A 19319-nucleotide genomic window follows, 5' to 3' on the forward strand; every position below is an offset into this window, starting at 1 on the left:
TAGGAGTGAGCCTGCTCGCGATAGGGTTGTAAGCCCAATGACATTCCGGATCAGACCGACAACCGCAACCGCGCCAAATCCCGCAACGGCGGCGCCCCAAACAACCGGCTGTACTCGCGGCTAAATTGCGAAGGACTCTCATACCCCACCCGATACCCCGCCGCCGAAGCCTCCAGCCCCTCCGCCAGCATCAACCGCCGCGCCTCCTGCAAGCGTAACTGCTTCTGATACTGCAGCGGACTCATCGCCGTCATCGCCTTAAACCGGTGATGCAAGGTCGACACGCTCAGGTTCACTTCTTTGGCCAGATCATCAATGCGCAACGGTTGCTCAAAATTGCCGTTAAGCCATTTGATCGCCTGGCTGATGCGATGGCTCTGGCTGTTGGCAATCGCGATCTCATACAGCCGATGACCCTGCGGACTGCGCAGCAGGCGATACAAAATCTCCCGGCGAATCAGCGGCGCGAGCATGGCGATGTCTTTCGGTGCGTCGAGCAAACGCGCCAGACGCAGCACCGCGTCGAGCATCGAGCTGTCGATTTTTTCCACGTACAAGCCACGTCCGGTCGGTCGAGTCGGTACGCCCATCGGCCCGGCGTCGGCGATCAGTGCGGTGATTTCCGCCGGATCAATATCGAGGCGCACGGCGAGGATCGGCTCCTCCGGCGACACGTTAACCACGCGCCCGCTCAGCGGCATCGAAACCGACACCACCAGATAATTCAGCGGGTCGTAATTGAAGTACTCGTCGGCCAGCCGCACCTCTTTGCGGCCCTGCGCCATGATGCACAGCGCCGGTTGCGCGAGCACCGGGGCGAAGTCGTGGGATTTGGTGTGGCGTGACATAAACAGCGAACCGATGGCGGTCTCGTAGCTGCCGTCGTCGGTGGTGTTGCGGCGGATGATCGCCGCCAGTTCCGCACGCTGTTTTTCCATGTCAGCGCTGGGTTCGGCTTGAAAACGATCGAATGACGTCATGCACGGCATCCTCGGCAAGGGAGGTGGAATGGAGCAGAGCATATGTTTGTGCAAGCGCCAGCGGTAGACACATCCTGCGAAATGCTTGCCTGATTCTGCATCGCGTTATTCCTCAACCATGACGCAACGCCGGACTGTAGGAGCTGGCGAAGGCTGCGATCTTTTGATTGTTGTCTTTAAGGTCAAAAGATCGCAGCCTGCGGCAGCTCCTATAGGGGAGCGGGCATCTGCGATGCTTTTGGCAAGTCTCGCAGGATTGTGCAACGCGGCGGCAGGAATCGACTAACGGCACTCAGCGTCTGGCCCTTAACCTTTGATCCTGTCGCAGCCCGTCCCCCGGCTGCCACGCGACTCCCTGGGAGGGTTGAACATGTCCAAGCAGATTCCCGTCAGTCATATGGCCTTCGTCCGGGCGCGCGCCGGGCGTTCGGCGGAACTCGGTGTACGCCTGAGCGCGTTGATCGAGCCGTCCCGCGCCGCCCCCGGTTGCCTGAGCTTTGCCTTGCAGCATTCGCAGTGTGATCCCGAGTTGTGGCTGGTCTCCGGGTTCTGGAGTAATCAGCAAATGATGACCGCATATTTCAACAGCCCGTCGATGGGTATCTTCGCCGAGCTGGTGCAGGAACTGGTGGTCAACAGTCTGGATTTCCACACCTTCAAAGACGTCTCGGCGGCACAAGCGCTCGGCCAATCTCCGGCAGCGGTACACAAACTCGTCGGTTGAGGGTTTAATGTCCGGCTTAATTGACTGAGCCAGGACTTGCGACATGGCACGTAAAGAGTTCGAACACTTCGAAGCAGTATCCGCAGTCGTCCCCGTCGAACTGGGTGGCAACAAGGGCTATTACGCGGCAATCGCGGTCAAAGCCCTGGTCGATGGCGGTGCACCACGCTTTCACAAACTGCTGAATGACCAGGTCTTCCCCGGCGCCATCGCCGCCGATGAGGCTGCCATCAATGAGCTGGATAACCTCAAAGGCGTCACCGAAGAAGCCGAGTTGATCTGGTAACGCGTTATTTGTTTGCGCCCGGACGCCACATCTTGAACAGGGCCTCAGGCCCCAACTGGAAGTAATCCGCCGGCCCGCCGCCGCGCAGAATCGGTTCTGCTGCGGCGGTGTCGTAGATGCCGTCCTTCAACAGCCACTTGGCGATATGCACGGCGACCACTTCGCCGAGGATCAGCCAGCTCGGCACCGTTTCGCCATCAGCACGCTGCAACTGAATGATCTGCGTAACCTTGCACTCGAAGGACACCGGGCTTTCGGCCACACGCGGCACCGAAATCACCTTCGACGCAACAGCCGTCAGTCCCGCCAATTTAAACTCGTTGACCTCAGGCGCGACCATCGCGCAGCTCTGGTTCATCTGCTCGGCCAATGGGCGCGTGGCGAGGTTCCAGACGAATTCGCCGGTCTGCTCGATGTTGTTCAGGCTGTCTTTGCGCCCGACGCTGGAGAAGCCAATGATCGGCGGAATGTAGTTGAACGCGTTGAAGAAACTGTACGGCGCCAGATTGAGTTGGCCGTTGGCATCCTGCGAGGAAATCCAGCCGATCGGGCGTGGGCCGACGATGGCGTTGAACGGATCGTGCGGCAGGCCGTGGCCATGGACGGGTTCGTAGAAATGGATGTCATCGGGCATGGCGGGGGGATCCTGAGTCTGTGTTCTGTATGTGGTCATAGTGCAAGCCAACCCCACATATTTCCAGCCAAACAAAAATCCCATGTAGGAGCTGCCGAAGGCTGCGATCTTTTGATTTTGCTTCTGAAAGTCAAAAGATCGCAGCCTTCGGCAGCTCCTACAGAAAATTTGTCAGCCCCCAGAAATAACTAAGCCCGGCCGAAGCCGGGCTGTGCGCTGTGCAGCAGCGATTAGCTGATGGAAGCGGATTGGGTGCGGTCATAACCGTCGGCTGCGAAAGTCGCGGAGCCGGTGCGGTCGTAGCCATCTTCAGCAACAGTCGCCGAACCGGTGCGGTCGTAACCATCAGCGGCGACAGCGGCAGAACCCGTGCGGTCATAACCATCAGCAGCCACAGCAGAACCGGTGCGGTCGTAACCGTCGGCGGCGAAGGTGTTGGCAGCCAGTACAGACAGGGCGAAAGCGAGGATCAGTTTGGTTTTCATGGTTGTGTACTCCGAATGCGTTGGGGGTGTGTGTCTTGCTTGGGTTTAATGCTACGCCGATCAATTCGATTAAAAAGCGCAAAATAATGCTAAAAACTATCGATTAACCTGATGTTAAGGGCGGCGCATTTAAATCGCTTACGTCGTCGAAGCGAACGTCGCGCAGGTCATCGATCAGGTAGGGGCAGGATGCCGCGCCAGTATTAATTAGCGATTAATGGCGGGTGGGGGCGGGTGACAGATTTTTCATGCAGGGCTGGAGAGTGTGTCGACTCCAATCGCGAGCAGGCTCACTCCTACAGGGGAACGCATTCCAAATGTAGGAGCGAGCCTGCTCGCGAAGAAGCCATCACAGCCACCATTGCAGTGGCTGTGAAAACCCAATCAGTCAGTCACGATCCGCGAATGCTTTTGGGTGTCTTTCATGGTCACGTACACCAGCAGCGACACGGCAATGCACGCCGTCACGTACCAGTAGTAACCGGTTTCCATACCAATGCTCTTGAACCACAGCGCGATGTATTCAGCGGTGCCGCCGAAGATCGACACGGTCAGTGCGTACGGCAGGCCGACGCCCAGCGCGCGGATTTCAGTCGGGAACAGTTCGGCCTTCACCACCGCGTTGATCGAGGTGTAGCCGCTGACGATGATCAGCGCCGCCATGATCAGGAAGAATGCGCCCCACCAGGTTTGAATGGTGTGCAGGGTCATCAGGATCGGCACAGTGAAGATCGTGCCCAGCACGCCGAAAGCGATCAGGATCGGACGACGACCGATCTTGTCCGAGAGGCCACCGATGATCGGTTGCAGGCACATGAACAGGAACAGCGTGGCTGCCGAAATGGTGGTCGAGTCGGAGATGCTCATGCCGACGGTGTTCACCAGATATTTCTGCATGTAGGTGGTGTAAGTGTAGAACGCCAGAGTACCGCCCATGGTCAGGCCGACCACGGTCATCAATTCCTTTGGATGACGCATCAAGGTGCGCATCGCGCTTTCCTTGGACTTCTCTTTTTTGGTGAACGACTCGGTTTCTTCCATGCCGCGACGCAGGTACAGCGCAACGACTGCGCACAGTGCGCCGATGGCGAACGGGATACGCCAGCCCCACGCGTACAGCTGTTCAGTGGTCAGCACGTTTTGCAGCACGATCAACACGCCGAGCGCGATGAGCTGGCCGGAGATCAGGGTTACGTACTGGAAGCTGGAGAAGAAGCCGCGACGTTGCTTGGTCGCCATCTCGGACAGGTAAGTCGCCGAGGTGCCGTACTCGCCACCGACCGACAGGCCTTGCAGCAGACGGGCGAAGATCAGCAGGATCGGCGCGCCGATGCCGATGGTTTCGTAGTTCGGGCTGAGCGCGATCAACAGAGAGCCGAAACACATCAGATAGACCGAGGCCATCAGCGCTTTCTTGCGCCCGACCTTGTCAGCGTAGAGGCCCATCAGCCAGCCACCGATCGGACGCATGAGGAAGCCCACGGCGAAGATCGCAGCGGTGTTCATCAGTTGTGCGGTGGAGGAGCCGGCAGGGAAGAAGGATTTAGCGAAGTACAGCGAGAAGGCGGCATACACATACCAGTCGTACCACTCGACCATGTTGCCGACGGAACCGCTGAAGATCGATTTGATCCGGCTGGCGGTGGTTCTTTCTTTGGCGGGCACGGCAGCCGACCCAAGAGGCAGGGCGTTGGAGTTATCCATTGAAGGATCCTTCGTTTAATTGTTTTTGTGGAGCGCGTTAAAACGCAGCCTGCGTGGGCTATAGCAGGAGGTGTGCCAACGGGGGGAGGGGCGGTTTAGAGGGGTTGACGGGATCGGGTGAGCGGAAATCCGCTTATCGCAGAGGATCTATGAGCGGAATATCGCTCACTCCGATCATTCCCACGCTCTGCGTGGGAATGCCTCAACGGACGCTCTGCGTTCGGCTCTGGTGGGGACGCAGAGCGTCCCGGGCTGCATTCCCACGCGGAGCGTGGGAACGATCAATCCCAAGCCCGACTCACTCGCTCAAAAACATCTCCCGACTCAACCCATGCCGCTGCATCTTTTCATTAAACGTCCGTCTTGGCAGTTGCAGCTCTTCAAGCACCGCTTTCACATCACCCTTGTGCCGTGTCAGCGCCGCGCGCAAACACTGCGCTTCAAACGCTTCCTGCTGCGCCGCCAGCGATTGCCCCGGATCAATCCCCGGCGCCGGTTCATCCAGCCCCAGCACTTGTCGCTCGGCGACGTTCGCCAGTTCCCGCACATTGCCCGGCCAGTCGTGGCTGAGCAGATGACTCAACTGCGCGCCGCTCAACGGCGGAAAAGTTCGCCCCAAGCGTTCAGCCGCACTCTGCGCAAAGGTTTCAAACAGCAACGGGATGTCTTCACGACGATCACGCAGCGGTGGCAAGCGCAACTCCGCGACGTTCAAGCGATACGCCAGATCCTCACGAAAACGCCCGGCCCGCGCCTCGTCGAGCAAATCCGGTTTGGTCGCCGCAACGATGCGCAAATCCACGCGAATACTTTGATTCGAACCCAAGCGCTCGAGCCTCTGTTCCTGCAACACCCGCAGCAATTTCACTTGCTGGGCCAGCGGCATGCTTTCGATTTCATCGAGAAACAACGTGCCGCCCGAGGCGTATTCCAGCTTGCCGATGCGCTTGCCCGAAGCACCGGTAAACGCGCCGCTCTCATGCCCGAACAACTCGGCCTCAAACAACTGCTCGGGGATCGCCGCGCAGTTCAGCGCCACAAACGGCTTGTCCGCACGCGGGCCGAAATCATGCAGGCAACGTGCAACCAGTTCCTTGCCGCTGCCGGTTTCACCGCGGATCAACACGTTGACCGGCAGCGCCGCCAGATCGAGCACTTGCCGACGCAGTGTCTGCAAACCACGCGACACCCCGAGCAACGTCGTATCGAGTTTGGCGCGGTTGTCGGCTTGCTCGTGCAGCGCGCGGTTTTCCAGCACCAGGCGGCGTTTATCCAGCGCCCGGCGCAGGCTGCCCAACAGCGTTTCCGGGCTGAACGGTTTCTCCAGAAAGTCGTACGCACCATCGCGCATCGCTTCCACCGCCATCGGCACATCGCCATGGCCGGTGAGCAAAATCACCGGCAGATCAGCATCGCGTTTTTGCACTTCCGCCAACAACGCCAAGCCACCGATGCCGGGCATGCGCACGTCGCTGAGGATCACCCCGGGGAAATGCGCGGGCAGGGCGGCGAGGCATTCTTCGGCGCGGCTGAACAACTGCACCTCGAACCCCGACAGACTCAGCCACTGCTCGACTGCGTTGCGAATACTGCTTTCGTCATCGACCACCATCACCGAATTGAGCATCAGATATGCGCCTCCAGATCGATTGGCAGCGTCAGGCTGAACACCGCGCCGCTCTCGCCATTGTCGGCGCTCAGGCGACCGCCGGATTCATGCACGATGGCGAAGGAAACCGCCAACCCCAGACCCAAACCGTCGCCTACCGGTTTGGTGGTGAAGAACGGATCGAACACCTGACTCAGATGCTCTTCGGCAATGCCGCCGCCATTGTCGATGACGCTCAGGCGCCACAATTGTTCGTCGACTTCCAGACGAATCTCCAGACGCTTGCAGGTTTTGCCTTGCATCGCATCAAGGGCGTTGCGCAGCAGATTGATCAGCACTTGTTCGAGACGGATCGCATCGCCGCGCACCCACGCCGGCCGCGTCAGGTGCAGCACCAGACTGACCTGTTCGTCACGCAGACGCGCATCGAGCAATTGCAGCGCCTGATCGACCACCGTGGCCAGATCCAGCCGCTCGCGCAAACCGCTCGGGCTCTTGCGCGCGAACGTTTTCAGATGGCCCGTGAGCGCCGCCATGCGCGTGAGCATCTCGTCCACCGGTTTCAACGCTTTGTATGCATCGTCGACGCGGCCATGGTCGAGCAGCAGCCGCAGAGTCGCCAGTTGCATGCGCTGAGCGGTCAGCGGTTGATTGATTTCGTGGGCCAGCGCCGCCGACATCTGCCCCAGCGCTGCGAGTTTGGCCGACTGCACCAGACCGTCCTGCGCGGTGCGCAAATCGCGGGTGCGTTCTTCGACCAATTGTTCGAGTTCTGCGCGGCTGCGCTGGCGCATCTTCGCCAGACGCCAGCGCTGATTGAGGAACAACAGCAAAAAAACCAGCGCCAGCCACACCCCGGCAGCGGCGAGCCCGGCGTTGCGCAAATCTTCGAAGGCCACCTGCGGGTGACGCAGCAGATGCAACGTCCAGCCTTCGGCGGCCAGCGGCAGGGATTCCCACAGATAATCCGCCGTGCCTTGCGGGCCTTCAACCCGGCGTAGATCGCTGTTGTCGTCAAAACTGCGCAGCGCCAGATGCGTCAGCGGCACCAGCGCTTGCTTGTCGTATTGGCGGGTGGCTTTTATCTCGGCCATGTCGCTGGAACTCAGCGGTCGCAGCGAGCGATAGCGCCAGCCCGGCTGATTGGCGATGAAGATGATCCCGCGCGCATCGCTGACCAGCAGCGTGTCGCTGCCCTGGCTCCATTCCCGTTCCAGTTCGGGGAATTCCAGCTTGACCACCATCGCCCCGAGAAACTCATCCTTGTCGCCCAGCACCGCGCTGGACAGGAAGTAACCGGGAATGCCGCTGGTCACGCCCACCGCATAAAAACGCCCCGTGCCCTGGGTGCGGGTCTGACTGAAATACGGACGGAAGCCGTAGTTGTGGCCGACGTAACTGCTCGGCAGGCGCCAGTTGCTCGCGGCCACGGCGAGGCCCGTGTGGTCGAGCAATTCAAGGGTCGAGGACTGCGCCGCACCGTTGATCTTTTCCAGCTTCAGATTCAGCGTCGCCTGCTCTTCGGCATCCACTGAACCTGCCAGCGCCGAGCGCAATTGCGGATCCAGCGCCAGCACGGCGGGCAAGGCGCGATAACGGTCGATCAGGGTGTGCAACGAGTTGGCGTACAACGCCAGTTGCTGATTGGCACGCGCCGCATCTTCCTCCAGCGCCTGACGTTCGGCGTGGCGGATGGCAAGGGTCGCGGCAACGGCCGCCCCGGCGACGATCAGCAGGGAATACAACGACAGACGCAAGGTACGGGAAGTCGGCAGCATGCTGGGCAGATGGGTGGCAGGTCGGGCGGGAAAGATAGCATGGGCGGGCATGGCGGCCCATGAGTGCGCAGGTAATCGTACGGTGACCTCGGATTTCTTCGGTTACGCAAAGGAATCCATTGGGATTGGGTTCGGGGTCTTGTCTCTTTTGAAGAAGCCTTTGAATTGTGTCCACCAGGAGTTATCTGCTTGAACGCTATCACCGGCTGCGGATGCGAAGTCGTTCAGCGAGCCACTGATCGAGGATCTGGCTCCCAGACTTTCATTATTCACAGGTTCGACCACGTCAGCAGTTGCGCTGAGCATGGTTTTTTCAAGTCTACGAACCGTTCGAGAAACTCTCTCACCGATTCACCTACCGGCGTCCCGGTGGTGATGCGTAGTTGGACTGACAGGTGCGCAAGATCAATTTATATGCTTGCACAAGATTTTTATCACGAAATGCAAAAGGCCGGTTCATCCTCGCAGATGAACCGGCCTTTTCAGTGCTGCAAAAAAACTTACTGCACTTCTACCGCCAGGCTTTCGCTAATCTTCTGTTGCCAGATCGCAGGGCCGGTGATGTGTACCGACTCACCTTTGCTGTCTACCGCAACGGTGACCGGCATGTCTTTGACTTCGAACTCGTAGATCGCTTCCATGCCCAGTTCGGCAAACGCCAGTACTTGCGACTTCTTGATCGCCTGAGCCACCAGGTAAGCAGCGCCGCCAACGGCCATCAGGTACACCGCTTTGTTGTCCTTGATCGCTTCGATTGCGGTAGGGCCGCGCTCGGATTTGCCGATCATGCCCAACAGGCCGGTTTGCTCAAGGATCTGACGGGTGAACTTGTCCATCCGCGTCGCGGTGGTCGGGCCAGCCGGGCCAACCACTTCGTCACCGACCGGATCAACCGGGCCAACGTAGTAGATGAAGCGACCTTTGAGGTCGACCGGCAGTGTTTCACCCTTGTTGAGCATCTCGACCATGCGCTTGTGCGCGGCGTCGCGCCCGGTGAGCATTTTGCCGTTGAGCAGGACGGTTTCGCCCGGCTTCCAGCTCTGCACGTCTTCCGGGGTCAGGGTGTCGAGGTTGACGCGACGGGCCGACGGGCCGGCTTCCCAGACGATTTCCGGGTAGGCGTCCAGCGGTGGCGCTTCCAGCGAGGCTGGACCTGTACCGTCGAGCACGAAGTGCGCGTGACGGGTGGCGGCGCAGTTCGGGATCATGCACACCGGCAGCGAGGCTGCGTGGGTCGGGTAGTCCATGATTTTCACGTCGAGCACGGTGGTCAGGCCACCGAGGCCCTGGGCGCCGATGCCCAACTGGTTGACCTTCTCGAACAGCTCCAGACGCATTTCTTCGATGCGGTTCTGTGGGCCACGGGCTTTCAGCTCGTGGATGTCGATGGATTCCATCAACACTTCTTTGGCCATCACCGCAGCTTTCTCGGCGGTGCCGCCGATGCCAATACCGAGCATGCCCGGTGGGCACCAGCCGGCGCCCATGGTCGGAACGGTCTTGAGCACCCAGTCAACGATCGAGTCGGACGGGTTGAGCATGGCCATTTTCGATTTGTTCTCGGAACCGCCGCCCTTGGCCGCCACGTCCACTTCCACGGTGTTGCCCGGGACGATGGAGTAGTGAATTACGGCCGGGGTGTTGTCCTTGGTGTTCTTGCGAGCGCCCGCCGGGTCGGCGAGGATCGAGGCACGCAGGACGTTTTCCGGCAGGTTGTAGGCGCGACGCACGCCTTCGTTGATCATGTCGTCCAGGCCCATGGTGGCGCCATCCCAACGTACGTCCATGCCGACGCGCACGAACACGGTGACGATGCCGGTGTCCTGGCAGATCGGGCGGTGGCCGGTGGCGCACATGCGCGAGTTGATCAGGATCTGCGCCATCGAGTCACGGGCCGCTGGCGATTCTTCGCGCAGGTAGGCTTCGTGCATCGCCTGGATGAAATCCACGGGGTGGTAGTAGGAAATGAATTGCAGGGCGTCGGCAACGCTCTGAATCAGGTCGTCTTGCTTGATCACGGTCATGAGTCGCGCTCCTCTAAAAGACGGGAACATTTTAATAGGGCAGCTTTGAGCTTCGAGCTTTGAGCGACAAGTTACGACAGTACGCGGACTGCCTGCGCTTGCGGCCTGGAGCTTGCAACTTGAAGCTGGCCCTTTGGGCCGGGCACGCCGGGGCTGCTGGCGCGACGCTAAAAAGGCGCGGCAGTATACCGCGCATCAAAGGGGCATACACGCGCCGGCAGTCATTCGTTGGTCGCATACCGCACACTGACTGCCACCACCATACCCCTGTGGCGAGGGGATTTATCCCCGTTGGGCTGCGAAGCGGCCCCCTGCGGTGTTCCAGTTAAATCAAGTGTTCAGGTTTAGCGACTGCTGCGCAGCCCAACGGGGATAAATCCCCTCGCCACAGGGGGGCTCGCCGTGACGTAGATGCGAGGTAGGCAGGTCAGCCATTTGACGTCAATTTTCGGGCCCGAAAATCGGTGGTCATTTATCGACTACCCCTCTAAAGTGGCTGCCGGTCTGTAGAGTAGGACACTCAGTCAGCCTCCTATCGCACGGTGAGTCAACGATTGACCCATAACGCCATACAACGTCTTTTGCTCAAACGTTTTGCCCTTGCTGCAGCCACCTATGGATTGGCTCTGCTGCTACTGTGGCTGGCGTTTTTTACCGGGCATTACCAACAATCCCTCAATACTGTGGCCGTCGGCAGCGCCCTCGTGGTGATCAGTCAGGCAACCCTGTTCGTGTTGTTCTGGACCGGGCGCAACCAGCGCTTCGACGATCCGAGCATGACCGAAGTGCAGGTGCTGCTCGGCCTCGGCTGGCAAACCTGGCTGATCGCCCATCTGGATGAGGCGCGTGGCGCCTTTCTGGTTTTTTACGTGCTGATCCTGCTGTTCGGGCTGTTCCATCTCAGCAGGCGCGCGTTCATTCGAACGGCGCTGCTGGTGTTCTTCAGTTTCTGCGCCATCACCTTGTGGGACGGTTACAACTTCCGCTTGGCCGAGCCCGCACTGGCCGCGTTGCAAGTGTGCATTCTGGCGATGGTGCTGGCGTGGCTGGTGCTCTACGCACGCTTCGTTCAGGTTTCGCGACAACGCCAGCGTCAGCGCCGGTTTGCCTTGCAGGCGCACCAGGACACCCTGCGCGGGATGATGCGGCAACTGGAAGATCTGGTCGCCACCGATGAGCTGACCGGGTTGTTCAACCGTCGTCATTTCCTGCGTCTGGCCTCGCGCGAGCTCAATGAAATGGACGAAGACGTGGCGCACGGCCTGGCGCTGATCGACCTCGATCACTTCAAACGCATCAACGACATGCACGGCCATGCCGCCGGCGATCAAGTGTTGCAGGCGTTCGCCGGCGTTGCTCAAGCGTGCTTGCGCGACGGTGATGTGCTGGCGCGCTACGGGGGTGAAGAGTTCGTGGTGTTGCTGCCCAACTGCGATGCCGAACAGTTGACCGCGTGCTGCGAGCGTCTGCGCGTTGCGTTCGCCGATGTCGAACTGGTGGGCCTGAATGTGCGCAACCTGAGTCTTTCGGTCGGTATGACTTTGTTGGAAATGGGCGATGATCTGGACGACGCGTTACATCGCGCCGATCAGGCGCTCTATCGGGCCAAGCGCGACGGGCGTAATCGCTGTGCGGCGGCGTGGGAGAACGTCGATGCCTGAACTTCGCGTCGGTGAACGGCAGTGGTCGGTGGCGTCGGGCACTAATCTGCTCGACGCTCTCAACCAGAATGGCGTTGCCGTGCCGTACAGCTGCCGCGCCGGCAGTTGCCATGCGTGTCTGGTGCAATGCGTGCAAGGTTTGCCTGCCGACAGTCGCCCGGATGCCTTGAGTGCCGAACAACGGCAAGAGGGCTGGCGACTGGCCTGCCAATGTCAGGTGACTGAAGACTTGCAGGTACACACCTTTGACCCGATTGTCGACGGTCGCCCGGCGGTGGTCGAAGCGCTGGATTGGCTCAGCGACAGCGTGCTGCGCCTGCGCCTGACCCCGCAACGTCCATTGCGCTACAGCGCCGGGCAACATCTGGTGCTGTGGATCAATCACATCGCCCGGCCGTATTCGCTGGCGAGCCTGCCGGAAGAAGATCGTTTTCTCGAATTCCACCTTGATTGCCGCCAGCCCGGCGAATTCAGCGACGCCGCCCGGCGTTTGCAGATCGGCGATGCGATCCGCCTCGGCGAACTGCGCGGCGGCGCCTTGCATTACGACCCCGACTGGCATGACCGGCCGCTGTGGCTGCTCGCGGCAGGCACTGGTTTAGGCCCGCTGTTCGGGGTGCTGCGTGAAGCGTTGCGCCAGGATCACCAAGGCGCAATCCGTGTCATTCACCTGGCCCATGACGATCGCGAACACTATCTGGCCAAACCCCTTGCGGCGCTTGCTGCCCAGCGTGAAAACCTTAGTGTCGAACTGTGGACGGCGGCCGAGTCAGCCGCCGCTTTGGCGCAACTGCGCCTTGTCTCCAGACAAACCCTGGCTTTAGTCTGCGGCTCGACGGCCAGTGTCGACGCCTTCGCCCGGCGCCTGTACCTGGCCGGACTGCCGCGCAATCAACTGCTGGCCGATGTGTTCCTGTCCCGCGGTTGAGCGCTAATGCTTATCGGGTTTCATAGGTTCTTTGTGGCCAAGTCTTTATGGTCAGAGGATTTTTTGTGGCAAGGGGATTTATGTGGCAAGGAGATTTTGTGGCCTGGGGATTATGTGGCGAGGGGATTTATCCCCGTTTGAGTGCGCAGCGCTCACAAGATTTTGGGGCCGCTGCGCAGCCCAGCGGGGATAAATCCCCTCGCCACAAAAATCCCCTCACCACAAAAGCCCCCTGGCCACAGAAAGTCCCCTAGCCAAAGAAAGCACTATCCCCACTTGAACTTCGTGAGCCCGACTATCGCCGAGACCCACCATGACCGAAGCCATCCTGCTGGAACGTGAACGCGGTTTGCTCACCCTGCGCCTCAACCGCCCGGACAAAAAAAACGCCCTCACTCGCGCCATGTACAGCCGCCTCGCCGAGGCCCTGAAGCGTGCCGACAGCGACCCCGAAATCAACGCCGTGCTGATCACCGGCAGCGCCGCGTGCTTCACCGCCGGCAACGACATCGCCGACTTCATCCAGCAACCACCCAGCGACCTCGACAGCCCGGTGTTTCACTTCATGCTCAACCTGCTCGAATGCCACAAACCGGTCATCGCCGCAGTGGCCGGCGCGGCGGTGGGCATCGGCACCACGTTATTGCTGCATTGCGATCTGGTTTACGTGGCCCGCGATGCACGGTTGCGCATGCCGTTCGTTAACCTCGGTTTGTGCCCAGAATTCGGCTCCAGCCTGATCCTCCCGCGCTTGCTCGGCCAAGCCAAAGCGTCGGAGTTGCTGTTGCTGGGCGAAGGCTTTACCGGTGAACAAGCGGCGCAATGGGGCATTGCCACTGAAGCTTTGGACAATGGCGATGCTGCGTTGAGCAAGGCGCGGGAAATGGCGCTACGTTTCGATGATTTGCCGGCAGAAGCGGTGCGCATCAGCAAGCAACTGATGAAGGCGCCGGATCGTGAGTTGATCCGCAACGTGATCGAGGAGGAGGGCGTGTTATTTACCCAGCGCCTTAAGTCGCCAGAGGCATTGGCGGCGTTGACCGGGTTTATCAAACGGCATTGATTTTTGGGTGGCCGGATTGGCCCCATCGCGAGCAGGCTCACTCCTACAGTTGGAATGCGTTCCCCTGTGGGAGCGGGCTTGCTCGCGAATGCGTCGCCACCGTCAACACATCAATCAGCCCAGATAACGACTCACAGCCGATCGCATGGCTTTTTTGCCAGCGATCAAAACCTGCCGGAGATCCCCGGTCGTAACGCTGTTTGTGTAATTCAAAATACCCTCAGTCGGTGTTTCGGTGAGCCCATCGATACCGAACGTCGAATCCATTTTGCCTTGGGCGGTGATACGACCCGCCAGCGCCAGACCCCGAGTATTCAACTCACCCGCGACGACGATGGTCTGTTCACTGTCGAGTTCGGCACTGTTCAACTGCAAACTGACAAATGGCCGCTCGACGATAAGTGCCTGACCGGCATTGAAGTCCGGGTCGGGATGACCGCTCGGTGAAAGCCTGTTCACATAGCCTTTTACCGTTGACCCGGTGGTGGTAAACGAGCCGGCTACAGCAGGTTTGTCATCCGGTTGCAGGAGCAGCGAATTGAGTCTCAAGATCCCGCCAGTCAGGTTGAACAGGGTAAAACCATTTGTTCCAAACAACGGATTGATCGTTCCCGTCGCATCGAAATCAGCCACAAATCCTCGATTGCCGGAATTGCCGGCTACCAGAAAATGGCCGTTATCCCGGATGATCAATCCGACGGAGGCAGTACTTTGCTGTTCGATCTGAAAGAAGGCATAACCGGTGTTATTGAACAGTGTGTCCAGATGGCCGTTTGGCGTCAGCTGAATCAATAACCCTTGATTGTTATACGGCCAGAGGCCACGGCTGTTGAAGGCCAGCAACAGCTTGTGACTGGCAGGAATAATCGCGCCAGCAAGGGCGGCTTCACCGATGTCCCCTGAGTCGATATCGGACGAGTGAAGACCGGTCGGTAAAGGCTCTCTGAAAACAAATACGCCGTTTTTTCCAAACAGTAGATCGATGGTTCCCTCGCCATTGAATCGTGCGACTGCCGGGTAGTTTTGGGTCGCCGGACTGCCCTCCTGAAGGAAGCCGGTCACCAAGAGTTTATCGGCACTCAGTTCACGAATGCCGGTAGGAATCGAAGTGCCTGCGGTTCCCAAAAATCCCCAGCGCGAGTAACCGTCAAGCCCGAAGGAAGTGTCGAGCACGCCATTCTTGTTCAAGCGAAACAGTTTGAAGTCGCTGCCGTCTCGCAGCACGCCGACAATCTTGCCCTGTTGCAAGCCAGAACTTTTCAGCACGGTGATGGCTTTCACCTCGCTGCCTTCAAGCACGGTCACGCCGTCGAGACCAAAAGTCCTGTCCAGATCGCCTGCACGGCGGGCCGGTTGCGTCGTATTGATCAACATCCTGTCGCTCCAACTCTGATCGAGTACCCAAGGCGGGTGATCGAGGAAAGCCATTCAATCGGAGAAGTTGAGCAGTGCCTACTGGCAGAAATTACAGGTCATATAATTTGCCCGACGCGTGTTGACCAGAAAACAAAAAGCCCCGCCATTCACATGGCGGGGCTTTCGTTTTTCAACAGCCGATCAATCAGACCTGTGGGTCGCCCACGTGCAGGATCTTCATGCCGTTGGTGCCGCCGGTGGTGTGGTAGCTGTCGCCCTTGGTCAGGATGACCCAGTCGCCTTTTTCCACAACGCCGCGCTTGACCAACTCGTCGATCGCCTTCTGGCTGACTTCGTGCGGTTCCAGCGAAGCCGGATCGAACGGTACGGTGTACACGCCACGGAACATCGCGGCGCGCGCCTGAGTTTCGCGGTGCGGCGAGAACGCGTAGATCGGCACCGAGGAACGGATGCGCGACATGATCAGCGGGGTGTAGCCACTTTCGGTCAGCGCGATGATCGCTTTAACGCCCGGGAAGTGGTTGGCGGTGTACATGGTCGCCAGTGCGATGCTTTCGTCGCAACGGGTGAATTCCTTGCCGATACGGTGGCTGGAAGTCTTGCCGGTCGGGTGCTTTTCAGCGCCGACGCAGATGCGCGCCATCGCTTGAACCGCTTCCAGCGGATACAGACCTGCAGCGGATTCAGCAGACAACATCACGGCGTCGGTGTAGTCGAGCACGGCGTTGGCCACGTCGGACACTTCGGCGCGGGTCGGCATCGGGTTCTGGATCATCGACTCCATCATCTGGGTCGCGACGATCACAGCCTTGTTGTGGCGGCGTGCGTGCAGAATGATTTTCTTCTGAATGCCCACCAGCTCGGCGTCGCCGATTTCCACACCGAGGTCACCGCGGGCAACCATCACCGCATCGGAAGCCTTGATCAGGCCGTCGAGGGTTTCGTCGTCTGCGACGGCTTCAGCACGTTCGATCTTCGCCACCAGCCAAGCGGTGCCGCCGGCTTCGTCGCGCAGTTGACGGGCGTATTCCATGTCGGCAGCGTCACGCGGGAAGGATACCGCGAGGTAGTCGACTTCCATTTCAGCGGCGAGCTTGATGTCGGCCTTGTCTTTTTCAGTCAGGGCCGGAGCGGTCAGGCCGCCACCGCGACGGTTGATGCCTTTGTGGTCGGACAGCGGGCCGCCGATGGTCACGGTGCAATGCAATGCGTCGTCAGTTTGGGTATCAACGCGCATGACCACACGACCGTCGTCGAGCAGCAACTCGTCGCCTACGCCGCAGTCTTTAACCAGATCCGGGTAGTCGATGCCGACCACTTGCTGGTTGCCTTCGGTCAGAGGATGGCTGGTGGAGAAGGTGAACTTGTCACCGATCTTCAGCTCGATCTTCTTGTTGGCGAATTTGGCGATACGGATTTTCGGGCCTTGCAGGTCACCCAGCAGGGCGACGAAGCGGCCGTGCTTGGCGGCAATGTCACGCACCAGTTTCGCGCGAGCCTTGTGCTCGTCGGGGGTGCCGTGGGAGAAGTTCAGACGGGCAACGTCCAGGCCAGCCAGAATCAGCTGTTCGAGAACTTCCGGCGAGTTACTGGCCGGGCCAAGGGTAGCGACGATTTTGGTACGACGGACGGACATGCAAAGACTCCTGAGTTCAAGCGCAAGCGAAGGCTACTATGCTCTTGGGGTGTAGTCATTGTTCGAATGCACTACTTTTTGTGAAGGGCTTTGTTAATAGTTTCTTTATTGAACGCCATGAACGCGACAATCGGCACAAACCGTTCTGAAGATTTTCGACGCAAGGTCGATACAGAGCACAAGACAGGAGAACCCCCATGCGATTGTTGCCCATTGCCGCCCTTGCCCTCAGCGTCCTCGCCGTCACGGGCTGCACCCGTTGGTCGATGAACCACCATTTAAACAACGCCTACAGCGCCTACGATCGTGGCAATTGCGAGCAGGTCATGCTCGAACTGTCCAAGGTCGAACGCGCCAGCCGTGCCCGCCCGTACGTGTGGCCGGAAGTGTCGATGATGCGCGGTCAGTGCCTGGAACGGCAAAGTATGTTTGTCGATGCCGCGCAGACCTATCAGTTCATCATCGCCTCGTACCCCAACAGCGAATACGCCTACCGTGCCCGCGCCCGTTTGGAGACCCTACAAAGCCTGGGTCATTACCCAACGCGCAGCGCCGCAGCCGTGGTACGTCCAACGCGTTTCTGATGACAGTTGTCATACAAAATCTGGCCGTGCGCACAGGCTGAGCTATAGTCGAATGATCCGGATTTAGAGCGCTGTCTCTGATCCGGGGCAACACCTGCGACTGGCAAGTGGTCAAGTGACGGCGACGTAGCGACCGTCACACCGGAAGCGGGGAGAGCGGGCCTGCCGAACAGGTTCGTTCCGAAGCAAAGGTGCGGCTCTGTGACGGAGCCCTGCATGGCGAACTGCGCATGTTTACCGACCGCCGGATTGAACGGCACCAACTGCCGTACTTCTTGAGAGTGTTCAACAGCGTCACCGACAAACCGATTGGCTTTCTCGGCAACGTTTCAGAAGACGGGCTGATGCTTATCAGCCAGTTACCGATGATGATCGGAGTTGATTTCGCGCTACGTCTGAAAATCCCCATGGGTGATGGTTGCCACCAGGTCATCGACTTTTCGGCGTGCTGTTTGTGGTGTCACGAGGATGCAACCCCGCAACATTACGATGCTGGTTTCAGTTTGCACCGACCGCCTGCCGAGTATGGGCAACTGGTGCGAGCGTTGAAGCAGTACTTCAGTTTTCAGCCGTTGCCGGCGTCTGCCTGATAATGGGGAAATTCAGCCTGCGGTAGCTCAGGGCAGTGCGCATAAATGTGGCTGCCGCAGACTGCAAATTCTAAGTTTTATTAGCAATCGCTCGTTCACTATCCAATGTTTTTTCAGCTAGCAACAATCCCATCTCGCTCAATTGATATATTGCCATTGCCAAATGGCGGGGCTTATCTTCCAAACTGTCCGCTAGATCCAGCAAAAGAATACTCACAGACGAAAACGTTTCATAGGTCTGGATAGCGATAGCTTCGGAATTGATTTCTGGAGAAACCATAAACATTTGCATACCTCGGTCTACGGAGTTACGGGAAGGTATATCAGGTTTTAAATAGTGGTCTAAAGCGCGTTCAGCTGCTTCGTGGAGTTTTCTTGAGTCTTGTGAAGCATACGGGGAAGTATCAGTAGGATCTATTTCAGGTGGATTTGGTGTAATTTTAAACATTGCCTTGTTTCCTTGTTTGATGACACCACACGCTTCGCGACTAAGGGAAGGGTGGCGGCTATGCGCAGGTTAGTCGACCGGTGGAAACAAGGCTTTTCCGGCGCGCCCTAGGGCGCCCTGCACATAGCCACCATCAAGTGCGGGTATGAAAACCCTACGAGATGATGTGATGCACCTTGTTAATCCACCGGGCGACTAAACCCGATCGCTGGTCGTCAGCGACATGCATCAATTTAATGGGCGGCACCTAGCGTGTAAGTCAGTCAGTTCTGATGGGAGTGTAGGGAACGGCGCCAAGCGTTGTAGTCCGAATCCCCCGGCAAGACATGCTCCGAATCATGGAGAGCTATGCTTTTTTAAATCAGTTCGGAAGTTTTAGGGAGGGTGCCAAGTAGCTGTATAGCTACTTGGTATTAAATTATTAGTGGCAGGTCTTGTTTGGGTGTGACTTGAGTGATTTTAAAAACCTTTCATGCTTCTGTTGCAATAAGCGTTGTCATTTTTTTACTCTGAGTTTGGCGAAGCCCTGTTTAATGTAGCCGGCATTTTCACCAATTATACTCAGTGCACCTCGGATGTTTTCACCAACCTCATTTAAACCCTCCTTCTCTGCGTGCAGCGTCAATTCCATGATGGCGGCCTCTAGACCCAATTGATTCTGATACATCCTTTCCAATAAATCAGACAGCGAATATTCATCTGGCATTGGTTCGACTCCGTTCGAGAAAAGACAAGCATAGCAACGGTTTTCGGGTGCAGCGCTTTGAAAATTGTTTACGTCTTTCTATTGAACAGGCTGTAGATCGGA

18 protein-coding genes are annotated in these 19319 nt (G+C 58.6%); 7 read left to right on the forward strand and 11 right to left on the reverse strand.

The genetic code is table 11. From position 1 onward, the window contains the following. Positions 1-50 precede the first annotated feature (50 nt). Positions 51-980, reverse strand: coding sequence for an AraC family transcriptional regulator (locus ACIOMO_RS20350; RefSeq protein WP_212543919.1), 930 nt, complete (start codon positions 978-980; stop codon positions 51-53). Positions 981-1350: 370 nt separating this feature from the next. Between ACIOMO_RS20350 and ACIOMO_RS20355 the strand changes: the two genes are divergently transcribed. Both ACIOMO_RS20355 and ACIOMO_RS20360 read left to right on the forward strand, forming a co-directional pair. After that, complete coding sequence (locus tag ACIOMO_RS20355) at positions 1351-1704, forward strand: antibiotic biosynthesis monooxygenase family protein (protein WP_159812559.1); 354 nt, start codon at positions 1351-1353, stop codon at positions 1702-1704. Between the two features lie 43 nt (positions 1705-1747). Next, a complete protein-coding gene (locus tag ACIOMO_RS20360) occupies positions 1748-1990 on the forward strand; it encodes a hypothetical protein (RefSeq protein ID WP_053123283.1) in 243 nt (80 codons plus the stop codon). Between the two features lie 4 nt (positions 1991-1994). Here the strand turns inward: ACIOMO_RS20360 and ACIOMO_RS20365 are convergent, their stop codons facing one another. The 6 genes from ACIOMO_RS20365 to ACIOMO_RS20390 all read right to left on the reverse strand — a co-directional run bounded on the left by ACIOMO_RS20365 (position 1995) and on the right by ACIOMO_RS20390 (position 10224). After that, positions 1995-2624, reverse strand: a complete 630-nt coding sequence (locus tag ACIOMO_RS20365) for a flavin reductase family protein (RefSeq protein WP_401243220.1) — start codon at positions 2622-2624, stop codon at positions 1995-1997. A 230-nt stretch (positions 2625-2854) separates the two neighbouring features. Further along, a complete protein-coding gene (locus ACIOMO_RS20370; protein ID WP_400754762.1) occupies positions 2855-3109 on the reverse strand; it encodes a hypothetical protein in 255 nt (84 codons plus the stop codon). A 384-nt stretch (positions 3110-3493) separates the two neighbouring features. Continuing rightward, positions 3494-4813 (reverse strand): MFS transporter, encoded by a 1320-nt coding sequence (locus ACIOMO_RS20375; RefSeq protein ID WP_159812555.1) that lies wholly within the window; start codon positions 4811-4813, stop codon positions 3494-3496. Positions 4814-5111: 298 nt separating this feature from the next. Then, on the reverse strand, positions 5112-6440 hold the full coding sequence (locus ACIOMO_RS20380) for a sigma-54-dependent transcriptional regulator (protein ID WP_401243222.1): 1329 nt from the start codon (positions 6438-6440) through the stop codon (positions 5112-5114). Continuing rightward, on the reverse strand, positions 6440-8200 hold the full coding sequence (locus tag ACIOMO_RS20385) for an ATP-binding protein (protein WP_401243270.1): 1761 nt from the start codon (positions 8198-8200) through the stop codon (positions 6440-6442). Before ACIOMO_RS20385 ends, ACIOMO_RS20380 begins: the two co-directional genes overlap by 1 nt. A 500-nt stretch (positions 8201-8700) precedes the next feature. Then, positions 8701-10224, reverse strand: a complete 1524-nt coding sequence (locus ACIOMO_RS20390; protein WP_008080438.1) for a fumarate hydratase — start codon at positions 10222-10224, stop codon at positions 8701-8703. Between the two features lie 554 nt (positions 10225-10778). On the opposite strand from ACIOMO_RS20390, the gene ACIOMO_RS20395 reads away from it, so the two are divergent. From ACIOMO_RS20395 to ACIOMO_RS20405, 3 genes are all read left to right on the forward strand, one after another. After that, positions 10779-11885 (forward strand): diguanylate cyclase, encoded by a 1107-nt coding sequence (locus tag ACIOMO_RS20395; RefSeq protein WP_159812553.1) that lies wholly within the window; start codon positions 10779-10781, stop codon positions 11883-11885. Further along, on the forward strand, positions 11878-12813 hold the full coding sequence (locus ACIOMO_RS20400; RefSeq protein ID WP_400648801.1) for an iron-sulfur-binding ferredoxin reductase: 936 nt from the start codon (positions 11878-11880) through the stop codon (positions 12811-12813). Before ACIOMO_RS20395 ends, ACIOMO_RS20400 begins: the two co-directional genes overlap by 8 nt. A 313-nt stretch (positions 12814-13126) precedes the next feature. Further along, on the forward strand, positions 13127-13876 hold the full coding sequence (locus ACIOMO_RS20405) for an enoyl-CoA hydratase-related protein (protein WP_401243226.1): 750 nt from the start codon (positions 13127-13129) through the stop codon (positions 13874-13876). Positions 13877-13990: 114 nt separating this feature from the next. Here the strand turns inward: ACIOMO_RS20405 and ACIOMO_RS20410 are convergent, their stop codons facing one another. Together ACIOMO_RS20410 and pyk are read right to left on the reverse strand one after the other, a co-directional pair. After that, entirely contained in the window at positions 13991-15250 is a 1260-nt protein-coding gene (locus ACIOMO_RS20410) for a hypothetical protein (protein WP_401243229.1), read from the reverse strand. 187 nt (positions 15251-15437) lie between these two features. Then, positions 15438-16889, reverse strand: coding sequence for a pyruvate kinase (gene pyk, locus ACIOMO_RS20415; protein WP_008080434.1), 1452 nt, complete (start codon positions 16887-16889; stop codon positions 15438-15440). Positions 16890-17086: 197 nt separating this feature from the next. Here pyk and ACIOMO_RS20420 point away from each other — a divergent pair, with 197 nt between their 5' ends. Both ACIOMO_RS20420 and ACIOMO_RS20425 read left to right on the forward strand, forming a co-directional pair. Further along, entirely contained in the window at positions 17087-17473 is a 387-nt protein-coding gene (locus ACIOMO_RS20420) for a tol-pal system YbgF family protein (RefSeq protein ID WP_053123257.1), read from the forward strand. A 230-nt stretch (positions 17474-17703) separates the two neighbouring features. Next, positions 17704-18063, forward strand: coding sequence for a PilZ domain-containing protein (locus ACIOMO_RS20425; protein WP_053123255.1), 360 nt, complete (start codon positions 17704-17706; stop codon positions 18061-18063). A gap of 70 nt (positions 18064-18133) precedes the next feature. Here ACIOMO_RS20425 and ACIOMO_RS20430 read toward each other — a convergent pair whose 3' ends face one another. Together ACIOMO_RS20430 and ACIOMO_RS20435 are read right to left on the reverse strand one after the other, a co-directional pair. Further along, positions 18134-18511, reverse strand: a complete 378-nt coding sequence (locus tag ACIOMO_RS20430; RefSeq protein WP_053123253.1) for a DUF6124 family protein — start codon at positions 18509-18511, stop codon at positions 18134-18136. A gap of 496 nt (positions 18512-19007) precedes the next feature. After that, positions 19008-19217 (reverse strand): hypothetical protein, encoded by a 210-nt coding sequence (locus ACIOMO_RS20435; protein WP_053123251.1) that lies wholly within the window; start codon positions 19215-19217, stop codon positions 19008-19010. Positions 19218-19319 lie beyond the last annotated feature (102 nt).

The organism is Pseudomonas sp. NPDC087804, assembly GCF_044742965.1.
GTDB classification, from domain to species: Bacteria; Pseudomonadota; Gammaproteobacteria; order Pseudomonadales; family Pseudomonadaceae; genus Aquipseudomonas; species Aquipseudomonas rustica.

Excerpts from the sequence above, each read along its gene's own strand:
- ACIOMO_RS20375 (WP_159812555.1), bottom strand. The coding sequence starts at position 4,813 with ATGGATAACTCCAACGCCCTGCCTCTTGGGTCGGCTGCCGTGCCCGCC.
- ACIOMO_RS20385 (WP_401243270.1), bottom strand. The coding sequence starts at position 8,200 with ATGCTGCCGACTTCCCGTACCTTGCGTCTGTCGTTGTATTCCCTGCTG.
- ACIOMO_RS20365 (WP_401243220.1), bottom strand. The coding sequence starts at position 2,624 with ATGCCCGATGACATCCATTTCTACGAACCCGTCCATGGCCACGGCCTG.
- ACIOMO_RS20360 (WP_053123283.1), top strand. The coding sequence starts at position 1,748 with ATGGCACGTAAAGAGTTCGAACACTTCGAAGCAGTATCCGCAGTCGTC.
- pyk (WP_008080434.1), bottom strand. The coding sequence starts at position 16,889 with ATGTCCGTCCGTCGTACCAAAATCGTCGCTACCCTTGGCCCGGCCAGT.
- ACIOMO_RS20435 (WP_053123251.1), bottom strand. The coding sequence starts at position 19,217 with ATGCCAGATGAATATTCGCTGTCTGATTTATTGGAAAGGATGTATCAG.
- ACIOMO_RS20370 (WP_400754762.1), bottom strand. The coding sequence starts at position 3,109 with ATGAAAACCAAACTGATCCTCGCTTTCGCCCTGTCTGTACTGGCTGCC.
- ACIOMO_RS20430 (WP_053123253.1), bottom strand. The coding sequence starts at position 18,511 with ATGTTTAAAATTACACCAAATCCACCTGAAATAGATCCTACTGATACT.
- ACIOMO_RS20410 (WP_401243229.1), bottom strand. The coding sequence starts at position 15,250 with ATGTTGATCAATACGACGCAACCGGCCCGCCGTGCAGGCGATCTGGAC.
- ACIOMO_RS20380 (WP_401243222.1), bottom strand. The coding sequence starts at position 6,440 with ATGCTCAATTCGGTGATGGTGGTCGATGACGAAAGCAGTATTCGCAAC.
- ACIOMO_RS20405 (WP_401243226.1), top strand. The coding sequence starts at position 13,127 with ATGACCGAAGCCATCCTGCTGGAACGTGAACGCGGTTTGCTCACCCTG.
- ACIOMO_RS20425 (WP_053123255.1), top strand. The coding sequence starts at position 17,704 with ATGTTTACCGACCGCCGGATTGAACGGCACCAACTGCCGTACTTCTTG.
- ACIOMO_RS20355 (WP_159812559.1), top strand. The coding sequence starts at position 1,351 with ATGTCCAAGCAGATTCCCGTCAGTCATATGGCCTTCGTCCGGGCGCGC.
- ACIOMO_RS20400 (WP_400648801.1), top strand. The coding sequence starts at position 11,878 with ATGCCTGAACTTCGCGTCGGTGAACGGCAGTGGTCGGTGGCGTCGGGC.
- ACIOMO_RS20420 (WP_053123257.1), top strand. The coding sequence starts at position 17,087 with ATGCGATTGTTGCCCATTGCCGCCCTTGCCCTCAGCGTCCTCGCCGTC.
- ACIOMO_RS20390 (WP_008080438.1), bottom strand. The coding sequence starts at position 10,224 with ATGACCGTGATCAAGCAAGACGACCTGATTCAGAGCGTTGCCGACGCC.
- ACIOMO_RS20350 (WP_212543919.1), bottom strand. The coding sequence starts at position 980 with ATGACGTCATTCGATCGTTTTCAAGCCGAACCCAGCGCTGACATGGAA.